This window comes from Sphingobacteriaceae bacterium (assembly GCA_002319075.1).
Lineage (GTDB): Bacteria > Bacteroidota > Bacteroidia > B-17B0 > Aurantibacillaceae > Aurantibacillus.
On the sequence record NVQB01000001.1, the window covers coordinates 1795135 to 1810162 of the forward strand.

12 protein-coding genes are annotated in these 15028 nt (G+C 37.2%); 6 read left to right on the top strand and 6 right to left on the bottom strand.

Annotated features, from left to right (window positions below; translation table 11 throughout):
• Positions 1 to 20 precede the first annotated feature (20 nt).
• The 4 genes from CNR22_07945 (at position 21) to thiL (ending at position 4451) form a co-directional block, all read left to right on the top strand.
• On the top strand, positions 21 to 2543 hold the full coding sequence (locus CNR22_07945) for a hypothetical protein (protein PBQ31703.1): 2523 nt from the start codon (positions 21 to 23) through the stop codon (positions 2541 to 2543).
• 89 nt (positions 2544 to 2632) lie between these two features.
• Positions 2633 to 2986, top strand: a complete 354-nt coding sequence (gene folB / locus CNR22_07950) for a dihydroneopterin aldolase (protein ID PBQ34852.1) — start codon at positions 2633 to 2635, stop codon at positions 2984 to 2986.
• Between the two features lie 135 nt (positions 2987 to 3121).
• Entirely contained in the window at positions 3122 to 3406 is a 285-nt protein-coding gene (locus CNR22_07955) for a 4a-hydroxytetrahydrobiopterin dehydratase (protein ID PBQ31704.1), read from the top strand.
• 1 nt (position 3407) lies between these two features.
• Positions 3408 to 4451 (top strand): thiamine-phosphate kinase, encoded by a 1044-nt coding sequence (gene thiL, locus CNR22_07960; GenBank protein ID PBQ31705.1) that lies wholly within the window; start codon positions 3408 to 3410, stop codon positions 4449 to 4451.
• A gap of 114 nt (positions 4452 to 4565) precedes the next feature.
• Here the strand turns inward: thiL and CNR22_07965 are convergent, their stop codons facing one another.
• The gene (locus CNR22_07965; GenBank protein ID PBQ31706.1) at positions 4566 to 5141 is read right to left on the bottom strand and encodes a hypothetical protein; all 576 of its coding nucleotides are present in this window, start codon (positions 5139 to 5141) and stop codon (positions 4566 to 4568) included.
• Positions 5023 to 6414: a hypothetical protein gene (locus CNR22_07970; GenBank protein ID PBQ31707.1), complete on the bottom strand. Its 1392-nt coding sequence runs from the start codon at positions 6412 to 6414 to the stop codon at positions 5023 to 5025. The genes CNR22_07965 and CNR22_07970 overlap by 119 nt, the downstream gene beginning before the upstream one ends.
• 102 nt (positions 6415 to 6516) lie before the next feature.
• On the opposite strand from CNR22_07970, the gene CNR22_07975 reads away from it, so the two are divergent.
• Together CNR22_07975 and CNR22_07980 are read left to right on the top strand one after the other, a co-directional pair.
• The gene (locus tag CNR22_07975) at positions 6517 to 7368 is read left to right on the top strand and encodes a hypothetical protein (protein PBQ31708.1); all 852 of its coding nucleotides are present in this window, start codon (positions 6517 to 6519) and stop codon (positions 7366 to 7368) included.
• Complete coding sequence (locus CNR22_07980) at positions 7368 to 8123, top strand: hypothetical protein (protein ID PBQ31709.1); 756 nt, start codon at positions 7368 to 7370, stop codon at positions 8121 to 8123. The genes CNR22_07975 and CNR22_07980 overlap by 1 nt, the downstream gene beginning before the upstream one ends.
• Here the strand turns inward: CNR22_07980 and CNR22_07985 are convergent.
• From CNR22_07985 to CNR22_08000, 4 genes are all read right to left on the bottom strand, one after another.
• Positions 8099 to 9040, bottom strand: coding sequence for a 1-aminocyclopropane-1-carboxylate deaminase (locus CNR22_07985; GenBank protein PBQ31710.1), 942 nt, complete (start codon positions 9038 to 9040; stop codon positions 8099 to 8101). The two genes, CNR22_07980 and CNR22_07985, sit on opposite strands and share 25 nt — an antisense overlap.
• Positions 9037 to 10899: a hypothetical protein gene (locus CNR22_07990; protein PBQ31711.1), complete on the bottom strand. Its 1863-nt coding sequence runs from the start codon at positions 10897 to 10899 to the stop codon at positions 9037 to 9039. Before CNR22_07990 ends, CNR22_07985 begins: the two co-directional genes overlap by 4 nt.
• Positions 10900 to 11035: 136 nt before the next feature.
• Complete coding sequence (locus CNR22_07995; protein PBQ31712.1) at positions 11036 to 11443, bottom strand: ATP-binding protein; 408 nt, start codon at positions 11441 to 11443, stop codon at positions 11036 to 11038.
• Positions 11440 to 15024, bottom strand: coding sequence for a hypothetical protein (locus CNR22_08000; GenBank protein PBQ31713.1), 3585 nt, complete (start codon positions 15022 to 15024; stop codon positions 11440 to 11442). Before CNR22_08000 ends, CNR22_07995 begins: the two co-directional genes overlap by 4 nt.
• Between the last annotated feature and the right edge of the window lie 4 nt (positions 15025 to 15028).

The following is a 15028-nucleotide window of genomic DNA, read 5'->3' on the forward strand; positions in this document are numbered from 1 at the left end:
TAATAAATACAAGCAATACCATGAAAAAACCCCTGCTACTTTTACTTTTATTATTTACTTTTTTATCGCATGCCCAAATGCCAGGAGGCGCAAATCCAAAAGACATGGCAAAGGCAATGAAAGATATAAAAGGCAGGGTTTATGGAAAAATCATTGATGCTAATACAAAAAAACCTGTAGAATATACCTCTGTGGTGGTGCTTTGGTTTAATAAAGACAGTATCCTCGGCGGAGGCTTAACGGCCGAAAATGGAGAGTTTAATATTGAAGGTCTCCCTGCTATGGGAGGTTTTCGTTTAAGAGCTACGCAAATAGGGTATAAAACTTATGAGACAAAATTTTACATCCAGATACCAAACAAACTCGAACAGGATTTGGGTGACATTAAATTTGAAGTAGACCAGAAACTACTAAATGAAGTAGAAGTTACAGCTGAGAAAAACACTGTGGTAATGTCAATAGATAAAAGAACCTACAACGTGGATAAAGATCTTTCCGTAAAAGGCGGAACGGGCGCTGATGTCATGAAAAACGTTCCAGGTGTTACGGTAGATGCCGATGGCAATGCCCAACTAAGAAATCAGGCGCCCACTATTTATGTAGACGGCAGACCGACCAATTTAACTTTGCAACAAATTCCAGCTGATCAAATTGATCGCGTGGAAATTATTACCAACCCTTCCGTAAAATATGAAGCCAGCGCCACGGGTGGAATTTTAAATATTATTTTAAAAAAGAATTTGAAACCTGGTTATAATGGAATGGCTATGGCTTATATAGGCACGGGTGACCGTTACGGCGGAATGGTTAACTTAAATGTGAAGGAAGGGAAATGGAATTTTACAGCTATGTATTCTTACAACCAGGCCATCAATAATACAAAAGGATATACACGCAGAACACAATTAGACAGCATTCAAAATCCATCTGGTTATTTTAACCAGGATAATAAAACGCGCCAGATGAATGTTTTTAATTTCGGAAAATTAGGTGTCGATTACAGTTTGAACAATAGGAACACACTCTCTTTAAACGGTACCATAGTTGGTGGACAATTTAACACAAACGACAGACAAACTTACAGCATACTTGACGCAACAAAAACCGAGCGTTTATATGGCGATCGGTTAAACAAACAAAATGCTGCCTTCCAAAATTATAACGGACAGATTCTTTACAAAAAAACATATCCAAAAGTTGGAAAAGAACTAAGTGCCGATGCAAATATTAATCACACCAATTCCAATAACAGTTACTTATTTGAGACCAGTACTTTGGTAAACCCCGATACCCTTACCATTCCGAACACTTATCAAAAAAATAACGGGAAGAGCTCTTCCGATCAGTTTATTTTTCAGTTGGATTATACAAATCCTTTAAGTGAAACAAAAAAACTGGAAATGGGTGTAAGATCTTTCTACAAAAAATCACTTAACGAAAACAATACGGCGAACGCAACAGCCTCGCAGGATTTATATACACGTGATAGTATTATGAGTAATCGTTATTTGATTGACGATATGGTAAACGCCGCTTACATCAACTATAGTTCTAAAACTCTCTGGGATATCTCATTTCAAGGAGGTTTGCGTTTTGAACAATCCTATTATAAAGGAACTATCACTGATAAAGACTTATCTTTTTCTTACAATTATCCTTCATCAGGCAGTGATCTTATGAAGTCGCTGTTTCCCGGAGTTTATTTCTCAAAGAAAATTAAAAACAATCAGGAATGGCAATTAAATTTTAGCAGAAAAATTCAGCGCCCGAATTTTTTCCAGTTGATGCCTTTTGTGATGTTTGCTGACAGGCAGAATTACAGGATAGGAAATCCACAATTAAAACCCGAATTCAGAAACATAGCAGAAGCAAACTATAACAAAACATTTACCAAAGGGAGTTACTTAGGTTCCGGATATTTCCGTTACGAAGAGCAGCCAATCACCGATGTTGCCTATCCTTCAGTGGAAGATCCGACAGTTTTGGTAAATACCACCATCAACGGAAAAAACAGCATTCGTTACGGTATGGAGCATACTTTTAAATACACGATTTTAAAAAACCTGGATGCCACACTTAATTTCAATGCGTTTTATATTTATATTAAAGGTTTGGTTGTTGCCACAGAGCCTGAAGTAAAAGCAGAGGGATTTGCCTATAATGCCAAAGCAACATTGGCCTACAAATTCCCTAAAGCGTGGACACTCCAGGTAAATGGTAATTATGAGTCACCAAGAATTTTATTACTTGGCGCAACAATTCCAGTATACTCAATGGACCTTTCTTTAAACAAAATGTTTGGAACAAAATGGATTCTGAATGCTACACTGAGTGACGTTTTTAATACGCGTCGTATGGGTGCGCACTATGAAACACCATATTATATACAAGATCTTTCCCGAAGAAGGGAGAGCCGTTATTTTCGTTTATCTGTAACCTATTTATTCGGAAAAATGGATGCCTCGATCTTTAAACGTGCAAAACAGTTGCGTGGAAACGACAGCCAGCAAGGCAACCAGGATGGTCTCGATTTTGGCAAGTAATTTGATTCCAAAAAAACATAATCCTTCCATTACAAAAAATGGATGGCCCGTTTTTTGCGGCAAATAATTGTAACTTTGAATTTTACCTTATGACTCACGCAATAAATTTAGAAGGAATTAAATTATACGGATTTCACGGATGTCTTGAAGAGGAGGCTAAAATTGGTGGAAATTACATTGTAGATGTTTACATGACCACCGATTTTTCACATGCTGCTAAAACAGATGATCTTAACGAAACCATAGACTATTGCACCGTTTACGAAATTTGCAAAGCCGAAATGGCAATAAGAAGCAAATTAATTGAACAGGTTTGCGAACGCATCTATAAAAAAATAAGCTCCACTTTTCCTCCGCTTCAAACTCTGCACGTGCGGGTTACAAAGCTCGTTCCCCCTATGAATGGGGATGTTGAAAAAGTTAGCGTAGAAATTAAAGATTAACTTCATTAGATCTGTTTAGTTCATGAACTTTATGCGCCATTTAAAGTTCTGACATGTTGTTTGGAGCAGCAGTCATATACGGTGGATGTTAGACCCAGTGAGTGCGCCGTTAATAAATTATCTTAACTTTACATCATGAGACCAAGCTTATATAGTGCTTCCGAAATACAAGACAATTTTCACTGGCTAAAAAACTGGGAATTAGCAGGCAATTCACTTTACAAAGAATTTAAATTCAAGGATTTTATTTCTGCTTTTGGATTTATGAGTCAGGTGGCTTTATACGCCGAAAAACTGAATCACCACCCCGACTGGAAAAACGTTTACAATACAGTGTCCATCACCTTAAGCACACATGATGCCGGTGGCCTTACTAAACTTGATTTTGAACTGGCAAAACTTATAGATAAAATTTCATAACATGGATTTTGATAATACAGAACGCACCGAACTTTCAGAACTTGGAGAATTCGGTTTAATAAAACATTTAACACAATACATCGAATTAAACCAAAGCTCTACCATTAAAGGGGTTGGTGACGATGCCGCCATAATTGATAATACAGATCTGCAAACCGTTATTACAACCGACATGCTTGTAGAAGGTGTGCACTTTGATTTAACCTATGTGCCTTTAAAACATCTGGGTTACAAAAGTGTAGTGGTAAATCTCAGCGATATTTACGCTATGAACGCAGAGCCACGACAGCTTGTGGTATCTATAGCTCTGTCTAGTCGTTTTAGTCTGGAAGCCATTGAAGAACTTTATGCAGGCATGTTAATGGCCTGTAAAAAATACGGTGTGGATTTGGTTGGTGGCGATACCACTTCGAGTTTAAGCGGCCTTGTTATTAATATCACTGCAATTGGTGCGGCTAAAAAAGAAGATATCGTTTACAGGGATGGTGCTAAGGAAAGCAATCTTTTGTGTGTGAGTGGTGATTTGGGCGGAGCTTACATGGGACTTCAGATCTTGGAAAGAGAAAAAGCGGTTTACAAAGAAAATCCAAAATTACAACCTGATCTCGAAGGCAAGGATTATATTTTAGAGCGACAGTTAAAACCTGAAGCAAGAAAAGATATTATTGAATTATTGAAAAGTCTCAATATAAAACCAACTTCGATGATTGACATCAGTGATGGCTTATCTTCAGAGATTCTTCATCTTTGCTCTCAGTCAAAAGTTGGCGTGGAGTTATACGAAGAAAAAATTCCTATTGATCCATTAACCTTTGATACAGCCCGCGAATTTAATTTAGATCCAACCGTGTGTGTATTAAGTGGCGGTGAAGATTACGAATTACTTTTCACAGTAGATATCGCAGACTACGACAAAATAAAAAACTCGATGGACATAACCATTATTGGACATATGACTAGCGAAGCGAAAGGTTTGTTAATGGTTGCAAAAGCAGGAACTGTGCATGAGTTAAAGGCTCAGGGCTGGAATCCTTTATTGAAATAGGATCTCGACTACGCTCGATCTGACATTTTCGACTACGCTCGATCTGACATTTTCGACTACGCTCGATCTGACATACAGTAGATCAGTGTAACCTATGCAATCTGTGGCAGAAAACTACTTACTCTTTTCAATCTCAAACCCGAAATCCATAATCATCGGCAGTGGATCAACACGCATAGCTTGTTCAAAGCTAAACTGGTATTTTCCTGCTAAAGGAAAACGTACATTCTTTTTCACAGGAACTTTAAAATCGTAAATATCTCCGGCACCACTTCCAAGCCATTCACCTTTTTGATTTGATAAAATAACGTTCATGGTATCCGTTAGTACTTTTCCATCAGGATATTTAGTGGTAACGAAAACAATCACGTTGCTGTATTGGTAAACGTCGGTATGACGCACCATCAGGTAAATATTATTCAATGTTTGCGTATCCTTAATTTCAAAGTCAAACACGGCCTTATCTTTTGCCGCCCACTCAGAGTCTTTAAAGTTTTTGTACTCACTATAAACCACATTGCTGTTGCAGGAAGAAACGATCAACCCAACGACAGTGATCAACACAAAAAATCTACTTCGGATTATTAGGTCTTTTATCATTTCTCGGAGGATTTGGTTTTCTGTTTGGATTTGGATTCGGATTAGGATTTTGGTTTTGCGGACGCGGTTTATCTCCCGGTTTTGGAGCATTATTTGGTTTGCCTTGAGGTCTTGCGTTGGGCTTAGCCTGTTGCTTATTCTGCGCCTGTTTCGGTTTTTGATTGGGGTTTGGAGTGGCGCCTGCTTCTGCTTTAGGATTATTTGCAGCGTTTTTATTTCTGTTGGGCTTAAAATTAGGCTTTTGTTTGCCACCTTTTCTATCAAACCGCGTTAGACTATCCTGCCCTACAACATTCTCAAAATGAGGTTCAACAACTACTATTTTTTCAGTGACTTTAAATGTCGGTGTTAATGCTTCCGGAAATTCTCCTTTAGCATTCGCTTCTAAAATAGCATGCACCGCTTTTACATCCATAGGAATAAAAACACCTGGTTCACTGCGGTAACTAAACCACATCATGCGCTTAAAAATATCTGTCTTCTGTAAGAACGCATCTCCCTTTTTAGTCAGCAATTTTTTGCCATCCATATCCGGAAATTCTTTCAGAGCATCTACATAGCTATCTAATTCGTAATTCAGACAGCATTTTAATTTACCGCATTGACCCGCTAACTTTAATGGATTTAAAGATAATTGCTGGTAGCGTGCAGCACTTGTGTTTACAGTTCTGAAATCCGTTAACCAGGTACTGCAGCATAATTCTCTTCCGCAAGAACCAATTCCACCCAAACGCGAAGCTTCCTGTCTGGCACCAATCTGGCGCATTTCAATTCTTACTTTAAATTCATCTGCTAATACTTTTATCAGTTCTCTGAAATCCACACGTGCATCTGCGGTGTAGTAAAATATAGCTTTTGATTTATCGCCCTGGAATTCAACATCACTTAGTTTCATTTCTAATCCAAGCTTTAAGGCAATCGTACGCGCGCGGTACATGGTATTGGTTTCAAGAGCCTGGGCTTCTCTCCACTTATCAATATCTCCTTGTTTGGCTTTACGATAAACCTTTTTTATTTCTTCGCTGTCAAAACTGACATTACGCTTCTTTAATTGCAGTCTTACAAGTTCACCCGTTAAGGAAACCGTTCCCATATCGTGACCTGAAGAGGCTTCTACAGCAATTGCATCACCTACACTTAAGGTTAGATTATTTGTATTCCTGAAGAATTCCTTGCGTGAGTTTTTAAAACGCACCTCAACTATATCAAAGGGCTTTTGTCCTTCAGGCAAATTCATATTTCCCAACCAGTCAAAAACCGTCAATTTATTACATCCGTCTGATGTGCCACAAGAGCCATTATTATTGCATCCTGCTGGTACTCCGTTTGTTGTGGTTCCACATCCTCCGCTACTACATCCCATACTTTATTTTTTTTCAAAGTTAAAGATAAGAAAATTGACGACTTTTTACAAAAGCATTTAACTATCTTTGAAGGGTTGAAAAGATGGTTATTTTATAGCTTAATGGTCTGCACAATCCTTTTAAGGGGGCAGGACAAACTCTATCTGTTGGATGGCAGCATGCGTCTTGTAAAAGTGCTACAAATTGCTCCCGACTATATAACTATTGTTCCCCTAAGCGAATCGGGAGCGCCTTTTAGAGATGCAAACGAAGTGATTGCAAAAACAGACGTGCTTTTTATTGAATACAAGGGCGGGTTAATTGAAGTTTACACTTCTCCACAGAAGTCTTTTATTTATAACCCTAATGGCACTGTGCGAAAAGACATCACAAAAGACGAACAGGAATTTTCTTTTAATTTCGCATCTCTAAATACACTCGCGCTTTGCAACGCAGACCTTGCAGGATTTTTCGAACACCTTGTACCTTCAAAAATAATTGGTGTAGGCGGTATGGCAGCTTATAATTTCAACCGGAACGTTATTCTGCCAAACAACTACATGAATCTACTAAACAATGCCAAAAAAAATTACGACGCCGGACTTTTTCTGAATTTTTATCCCGGTCATTTTAAAAGAAAAGTTACTTTTTATTTTGGCGCGATGCTCAAGTATACTTCTTTTTCTTTTAGTAAAGTTGTTTCTACAAACACAGGTCAAAGCACCATATTGACCTACGAACCTGCAAAAGGAAGCCAGCTGGCAACGCTTGTTGATGTGGGCTTTCATGCCCGACTGGGAAAAAACATGTTTCTTAAAACAATTGCAGGGCTAGGTGCTTTTAGATTGAAAGGCGATTATAAACAGCAGGTAAATTATTACTACAATAGTAATAACACGCAGGGAGATCCCGTAATAAATTACAGTATACTCCCAAAAATTTATCTCGGACTTAACTTTGGTTTTAGTTTTTAATGCGCAAATTCCTGATAATATTTATTTTTTTTAGCACCGTTATTTCTGCGCAGGACAAACTCGTTTTTAGAAATGGGACCTCACGTAAAGGAATTATTTCAACGGTAACGAAAGAATATGTTTTTTTTAAAACAAATGACACTTCCGCTGTTGAAAAAATCAGAAAAAGCAAACTTATCTTTATGGAAGATTACCGGGGTACGCGTTATGTCTTCTCTGAAAATGATACAGCTTCATCTACCCCGATTAAGAAAAATGCAAAAGAAGCTTCCGCATTTAGAAATAGTATAAGCATTCAACCTTTAGCGCTTCTGTTCGGACGTTTAAATTTATCTTACGAGCATTTGTCTAAGGATGGGAAATTGGGCATTGTTATTCCTTTGATTCTTACCTATGATCCGGCTTTTGGAAATATTTATACTGCAGATTCTACATTTAAGTCTGTTCACATTAAAGGTGTAAGTTATATAACCGGACTAGATCTGAATTATTATTTAGGAAAATCCGACGGGTTTAAATTATTTGTTGGCCCACGCATACGTTACGGTACCGATATGGCATTTTTCAATACAGAAGCTTACTCTATTCAAACACAAATTGGCATGAGGGTGGGAAGATCCGCTTCAAGGGTTGTGCAACATTTATCAGTGGGTTACGGCTTTGTGAGAATTTTGTCTTCCAATTCTCTAAAAACAGATCCTAAACAGTCGCACATGTGGTTTAGTTTGAATTATAGGCTGGGTATTAAATGGTAACGTTCTTCAAAACCTTTGTTGCCTTGTAGTCCACCGCTATGAATAAGTAATACTTTAGAGTTTTGTCTTAGTTTTTCTTTCGCCAGGAGATCAAAAACTGCGAAAAATAATTTGGTAGTGTAAACGTGGTCGAGCTTAAAGTTATTTACCGACTCAAACATAGTTTTAAAGTCAGCCAAATGCTGCTCGTACTTTGCATAACCTTTAAACGCATAGGTATTTAAAATACAATCTTCATCAAGAATATTTTTTTCCAATATCTCGTTGCCCCTGATTCGTTTATTACTCAAGACTTCGGATGACCGCAAGAGTCTTTCCACATCCTTTGTCATTTTATTTTCGCCTTTTAAAACGCTTATGCCCACTACCACCTGACCGGGTTTTTTTGAACTTAGTATTCCGGCGAAAGTAGTTCCCGTTCCACAGGCACAAAAAATGTAATCGTAATGCCATTCTGCTTTTAGAATTTCCTTACACCCCAGTAAACCTTGCACATTATTACCACCTTCGGGAATAATGTGGCAATCTCCAAAATTATCTTCTACGTATTTTTGAAAAAATAATTCTTCCTTTTGGGCATACAACTCGCGACTTACAAAATGAAGCTGCATACCGTTTTCCCGGGCTTGCTTTAAAGTCGGATTACAAATGTCTTTTTCTTCCCCCCTGATTATACCAATACTTTTAAATTTAAGTTCTTTACAGGCAGCCGCAGTAGCAGCTATATGATTTGAAAAGGCACCTCCAAAAGTTAGAATTGTTTCAAGTTTTTTTACCCTGGCTTCATCCAGGTTGCGCTTCAGTTTAAACCATTTGTTGCCACTGATATGTTCGTGCAAAACGTCTAACCGCAGTACATCCAGGTGCAATGTACTATCAACTGTAAGTGTTTGAATTATCGGATTATAAGAGATCAATTATTGAGATTGTCGCCCCTAATTTCTCTAAATCTTCTACGGGCTTCTACGGTGAATATACTTCCAGGATATTTAGTAAGAACATCTTCGTAAGCTGTTTTTGCTTTTTCCTTATCCTTCAGGCTTTTTTCATATAGCTCGGCCAATTTGAACTGCGCATCATCACCATATAAATCTGTAGGATAATACTCAACTATGTTTTTATACATGGCTTCAGCATCCAGAAATTTGCCTAAAGTAAAATAAATCTGTGCTTTTTTGTAATAAATATCATCGCCTAAAGTATTTGTACTGAATAACAAATTAATGCTGTCCATACGCGCGATCGCCTCTGTATAGCGATGTTGGAGAACCATGAGTTCAGCACTTGCAAAAAGTTTTAGAGGAAGGTCATTGGTGTCTACACCAATAGCATCCGTTATTATCAGACTCAGATCCAATGCATCATTCGCTATTAACTTTGTTGTGGCTCCTTTCAGAACATCGGCCTGTGTTTTAGCCCAGGTAAAATCTCCTGCATAAAAACTCAACTTAGCATTTCTGAATTTTGCTTCCTGTCCGATAGCTTCGTATTTAAAAGTTTTTTCGACCTGTGAATATAATAATGAGGCTTCCCAGATCTCTCCTTTAATTAAGTATATATCCGCAAGCATAATTTTGTATTCTGCTTTGCTGTTTGCCTCAAGCCCTGAAAGATTTACAAAGTTGTTGAGCAGCTCAATGGCTTCATCGCTTTTATTGAGATAATAGGCTTTAAGATGGGCGAGATTTTTTAAAATAACAGGATTTAAAAAATTGTCTTTGTATTTGTCGTTTGCCTTGGTAAGCTTTTGTTCGAGCGCGAGCAATTCTTCTTTAGATGGTTGCGCTTTTTGAGTCAGTGCAAGATATTCCACGTTTAATCCATCAATAATTGATGAATCGTAAAATACATTTTCCGGTCCTCTTTCAATTAAATAATCGTAACAACGCTTTGCCACGTCCCATTGCTGATTGCTGACGCAGATTTTTGCAAGTTCGTAAATGCGTTGCCCGTCTTCCTTTAAACGTTTATCAAGCGCGCGTGACTGAACAAAAGCACCATCAAAATCTTTTTGTTGTTTTTGGATGAAAATTAAGAATTCGCTTAAAATTATTTTATCAGGATGTTTCTGAATACGTTTTTGCAATTCCTGTTTTAATAAAGGATTTTTTATTCCGCCTTGTTCATCATCATAGCCAAGCGAATTTTGAAGATTAGTTTGAACTGCTTGTATTTCTGAGTCCCGAAATTCAAGGGCATCGAGGTACTCATTAATCATGGCCGAAAGATCGTTCTTAGCTTTATATACCTCTGCCCGCTCGTAAAAGTAAGGATAATCAGGGGAAGCCTTTCTGCCTTTGTTGTACACGTCTATAGCATATTCGTATAACTTATCTTCTTTAAAAGCGGAAGCTAAATTTTCTATATTCGGTTGTACAGGCTCAAGTTCTTTAATAGCTTTTTCGTAAGCTTCTTTCTCTTTTTTTTCATCGCCTTCTAACTTATAAACACGTCCAAGAAAAACATAAAGAAAAACGTTTTGTTTATTTTGTTTTAATTGTCGCTTCGTAATTTTTTCTGCCTTTGAATACTCCTTAGCACCTAATAAACTTTTAAAATAAAATGCATACCAGGCTGTTGGATTTTTATCGAAAAGATCTTCAAAATAAGCATTTGCTTTTTCATACTCCTTCTGCTCATAATACTGCATGGCCAATTTATCAGGACCATTTTGTTTTGGTTGCGACATGCCTACCTGCACTTGTGCGAAAAATGAACTTTTCACAAAAAACACAAGCATTAAAAAGAAAACTATTTTAGCTGAGGGTCGCATCATGATTGAAGTATAAATATACTGCCAAAGATGTTCTTAGAGAAATGATAAAGGGCTTTTTCGTCTTTTTTCACACTTACATCCAAAACAAAACCCTCTTTTTTGAAGAGGGTCTTTTTAAATAAATTCATTTGTTACATTAAGCATTAAAGCCCAGCAAAACTCTTTTTCCGTTTTGTTCAAAAGCAATAGAATCGGAAAGATTTTGCATTAAAAAAACCCCTCTTCCACTTATTTTATCAATATTAGCAGGATCTGTAGGATCAGGTAAATTCGTATAATCGAAACCTGGACCTTCATCTGTTATTGAAAAAGTTAATTTCGCATTGTCAGATTCAAAACCTATGCGTACAACTTTATCCGGATCATCCTGGTTGCCATGATGAATCGCATTATTTACGGCTTCTGTAACAGCTATAAGCATATTACCATAACAATCTTCATTTACACCATATACCTGGCAAACATCTTCAATCAAACGCTCAACCAACCTCAGGCTCTGGGTATTTGAGTTTATTTTTAAAGTTTGGTATTTAGTTGGTATCATTTACTTAAACTGTTAAAATAATTATTTACTTTTTCCTTGTAGTACGGCGTAAGACTAGGCGGCACAGTATTTAACAATTCCATTTCCTTTTCTTTCAATCTTTTATACTCCAAAAACTGACCAGGGTTGCTTAAATTTTCATTTTTCGCCTCATTACTTTTTCTTTGTTCGTCCTGCTCCCGCTCCCGTTCAGCTTTCTCACTTTCCAGCAGCCGACTCAAGATCTCTTGCTGACGTTGCATGGTTTGATTAGTAAGCTGTTTATTAACCAGTTCCCGCTCTGTTTCCTCCATCATGTTGGCCAAATCTCCACCTGGATTTTTGCCCTTATTTTTTAATTTGTCCATCATAGACTGCATCTGTCTGCGCAAAGCTTCCTGTTGAGCAGCCATTTTAGCAAATTGTTCACTGTTGCCAGGCATCATCGAGCCCGACTGGCCATTTGGCATACCTTGTCCAGGTTTCTGCCCTTTTTTATCGCCGGGTTTTTCTCCGCCAGGTTTTTGTCCTTTTTCCATGGCCTCCTTCATATCCTTCAACTGCTGGTTCAGTTGCTCCTGCAATTTACGCATACTGGAAGCCGGCTGTCCACCCGATGATGGATTTTTTCCTGAACCAGAACCCGGTTTTTTGCATTTGCCTGGCTGTTTGGCCTGATTTTCCTTTTGAGCTTGTTTCATTTGCTGCTGCATTTGCTCAAGGGCCTCATTTAAAAGCAGGGCAAGATTATTTACAGAAGTCATGGTAGTTTGCATACGCATGGTGCTTTCGCCTGTATTACGTTCAGCCAATGCTTTAACCGTCTTATCCATATTCAGATTGATAGCATTAATCTCTCTGTTCACAATAGCGCTTATTTGAGGTGCTCTTTTACTAAGAGCCAGCAAACTATCTTCTACAAGTTTACTATCGTCTTTTAATTTATTTTGTTGCTTTGGAATAGCAACGTATTGAGGATTGTCTATTCTCGTATTAGGTAATTGTTTTATCAATTCTTCCTGTCCGAAAGAAAGGTTTACAAGGTTTTCTAAAATCTGACGAAGAGCTTGCGCATTTTCTTCCTGTTGCTGTTGCTCCTGGTCCTCCATCGCTTGCTCCATCTGGTCTTTCATCTCCTGCATTTTCTGACTCGCGCTTTTCTGAGATTTAGAGGCTTCTTTTTTATTGTTTTTACTTAACGACTGAGAACTATTCTGCATTTCTTTACTGATCTCCTCTTGCTTATCTCCCGTTTTAGGCATTTCATTGGGTTCTTCCAACTCTTTATTTTTTTGCTCCAATTCTTGCAGCTCTTTTTTAAGGTCTTCGAATTCCTTCTTAATATCTTCTTGTTTTTTCTCTAAGTCCTTTTGATCGGATTTTTTTTCATCTGAATTTTTAGAATCTTTGTTGTCAGAGTTTTTATCGTCCTTTTTATCCGGGGCCGAATCTTCTTTTTTATCTCCGTCTTTGCTTTTATTTTCCGAATCTTTATTCGCTTTATCGTCTTTCTTATCTGCTTTGTCCTCCGGTTTTTTTCCTTCCGTCTCTTTATTTAATGCGTCCTCTTTTTGTTTCAAAGCATCCAGTTTATCGATGGCATTCTGCATCTTCTGCTGCACTTCAAGCTGCTTAAAAGCTTCGAGATTTCTGTCCAGTTCCTTTTCAATATCTTCATTAGTAAGTTTTAATTGCTCTAACTTTTCCTGAACCTGGTTTTTATCCATTTTTTCAAGCATCTTGTTGAGCTCGTCAAATAGTTTTTTCATTTCCGGAGTCATAACGTTTTCAAACAACTGTTCTAATTGTTTTTGTTTTTCCATAATGGACTCGTCTGTCTGACTAAACTCGCTTTGCTGCTTATTATTTTGCTCGTTTTCCTTTTTTACTTCGTCTACTTTATTCTGAAGTTCCTGTTGTTTTTTCAAAAGGTCTTCTAATTTCTTTTTCTCTTCGTATCCTAATTGTTTTTTGTCGTTTATTTTTTTCGCAAGATCATTTACATCTTTCTGGAGTTGTTTTGCTTTTTTGATACTTTCTTCCAGGTCTTTTTTAATTTCTGTATTATTTTTTTGCGTAGATTCGTTTATTTCATCGCGCGTTGGAGCCTTAAATACCATTAGCTGCGTTTTGGAAGCTTTCGGACCATTTACGCCGTCATTGTCAAAGACTTCGAAAAAGTACTCGATCTTATCGCCGGCCTGCAGATCGTATTGTTCCGCGTCCAGAAAATAAAAATAAGGTTGATTCACCTGTCCTTTCTGAACTGCAATAGGAAAGCTTCCGCTTGTTTCAACAGCTTTTCCATTTGAATCATTACTGAACTTTTTGAAATGAAAAGTAAGACGGCTAAATCCATAATCGTCTTTTATCTGCCCACTGAAATAAACATTTTTTGAATTTAATGAATCTACTTTTTCACTCACATCAATGTTTGGAAACTGATCTGCAATAACGTTGATAGAATAGTTTACAGAATCGGCGGCGTTTGCAACAAACTGATTTAATGCTTTGATGGTGTAATTATTATTCTGAAAAAAACGACGCGAAAAACTAAACTGGTCTTCGCTGCTGCGTGCAGGAGACGCAAGACTATCACTGAACCTGAGGCTTAATTTGTCTGTATTTTTTGTATTAAAAAGCCAGTTTATTTTTGTGCCTTGTGGAACTTGCAGATCGCCCGTGTTCGCGAGATTTTCGTTCGGCTTGTTAAGATACGCCGGGTATACCAATTGCAAATTAAACTGCAGTAAAGAAGGTTTTGGTAAAACTTCTAATTCATATTCTTTAGACAAAAATCCGGCAGCACTTAATTGAAATTCTGTGGAATTCTGAATATTAGAAAAAGTATAGTGAAAGGAAATATTATCATCCTTCTCTAACTTGTATTCAATTCCTTTTACTTCAATATAGACTTCGTTCGGAATCTGATCGCCTGTCATTTTCACCTCAAGTTTATAATCCTGAGTTTGTAAAGCCTGAAGGTTTTTATTCTGAATGTTAAAATGAAAAGGCATTTCCTTTTCGTAATAGGTTTGGTAATTAACCAAACGGGTAGTACTTTTTGAAATGATTTGTGGCCATATAATCGCAATACCTGTAGTTACGAAGAGAAGTGGTAAAAGGTATTTTAAATATTTTCTATTTTCATTTAAATCAACCGCAGTAGTGAACGGAACTGGCTTTAATTCGTTTATTTTTTGATTGATACCTGCAAGTAACAATTCATCCGAGCCATTTAAAAGTTTATTGTTTTGAAGTTGCAATACGTTTAATAATTTATCCTGAACGTTAGAAAAGTGATTTCCGATAATTGCGGCCGCCTGATCGTACGAAATAACATTGCCAATCTTGTTTAATTTAAGAAGTGGTACAGCAACATAATTTATCAGAACAGCAAGAGTAGCCGTGAGGAAACTAAAAAACAAAATTCCTCTCACCAAAGTATTAAATTCACCAAAGTACTCAAGAAAAATAACCGATAAAAAAGCAACAAGTAAAATTCCACTCGCGTATAGGGAACCTTTAATTAATTGGTTTTTATAATACCGACGAATAAATTCGTCAAGTTTTTGAAGAAGAATATTGTTCTGAGAGTCCAAAGTA

Excerpts from the sequence above, each read along its gene's own strand:
- CNR22_07945 (PBQ31703.1), top strand. The coding sequence starts at position 21 with ATGAAAAAACCCCTGCTACTTTTACTTTTATTATTTACTTTTTTATCG.
- folB (PBQ34852.1), top strand. The coding sequence starts at position 2,633 with ATGACTCACGCAATAAATTTAGAAGGAATTAAATTATACGGATTTCAC.
- CNR22_07955 (PBQ31704.1), top strand. The coding sequence starts at position 3,122 with ATGAGACCAAGCTTATATAGTGCTTCCGAAATACAAGACAATTTTCAC.
- thiL (PBQ31705.1), top strand. The coding sequence starts at position 3,408 with ATGGATTTTGATAATACAGAACGCACCGAACTTTCAGAACTTGGAGAA.
- CNR22_07965 (PBQ31706.1), bottom strand. The coding sequence starts at position 5,141 with ATGCTCCAAAACCGGGAGATAAACCGCGTCCGCAAAACCAAAATCCTA.
- CNR22_07970 (PBQ31707.1), bottom strand. The coding sequence starts at position 6,414 with ATGGGATGTAGTAGCGGAGGATGTGGAACCACAACAAACGGAGTACCA.
- CNR22_07975 (PBQ31708.1), top strand. The coding sequence starts at position 6,517 with ATGGTCTGCACAATCCTTTTAAGGGGGCAGGACAAACTCTATCTGTTG.
- CNR22_07980 (PBQ31709.1), top strand. The coding sequence starts at position 7,368 with ATGCGCAAATTCCTGATAATATTTATTTTTTTTAGCACCGTTATTTCT.
- CNR22_07990 (PBQ31711.1), bottom strand. The coding sequence starts at position 10,899 with ATGATGCGACCCTCAGCTAAAATAGTTTTCTTTTTAATGCTTGTGTTT.
- CNR22_07995 (PBQ31712.1), bottom strand. The coding sequence starts at position 11,443 with ATGATACCAACTAAATACCAAACTTTAAAAATAAACTCAAATACCCAG.